The sequence below is a fragment of the Achromobacter sp. SIMBA_011 genome (assembly GCF_046535435.1).
GTDB classification, from domain to species: domain Bacteria; phylum Pseudomonadota; class Gammaproteobacteria; order Burkholderiales; family Burkholderiaceae_B; genus Achromobacter; species Achromobacter dolens.
The window spans coordinates 1-340 of sequence record NZ_JAWRWN010000163.1 but is presented as its reverse complement, the minus strand read 5'-3'; the positions used below and the strand labels follow the sequence as shown (position 1 = coordinate 340).

Annotated in this window: 1 rRNA gene; it reads left to right on the top strand. The window is 49.7% G+C overall.

The features are described from left to right. Nucleotides 1-103: 103 nt before the first annotated feature. Nucleotides 104-340, top strand: a 16S ribosomal RNA gene (locus tag SB816_RS30380); the annotation flags it as partial.

Sequence of the window (340 nt, the reverse complement as noted above, 5' to 3'; positions counted from 1 at the left end):
TCAAAAAGATTATCAGCATCACAAGTTACTCCGCGAGAAATCAAAGATGTAACCAACGATTGCTGAGCCAAGTTTAGGGTTTTCTCAAAACCCAAAGATGTTTGAACTGAAGAGTTTGATCATGGCTCAGATTGAACGCTGGCGGCAGGCCTAACACATGCAAGTCGAACGGTAACAGGAAGCAGCTTGCTGCTTCGCTGACGAGTGGCGGACGGGTGAGTAATGTCTGGGAAACTGCCTGATGGAGGGGGATAACTACTGGAAACGGTAGCTAATACCGCATAACGTCGCAAGACCAAAGAGGGGGACCTTCGGGCCTCTTGCCATCGGATGTGCCCAG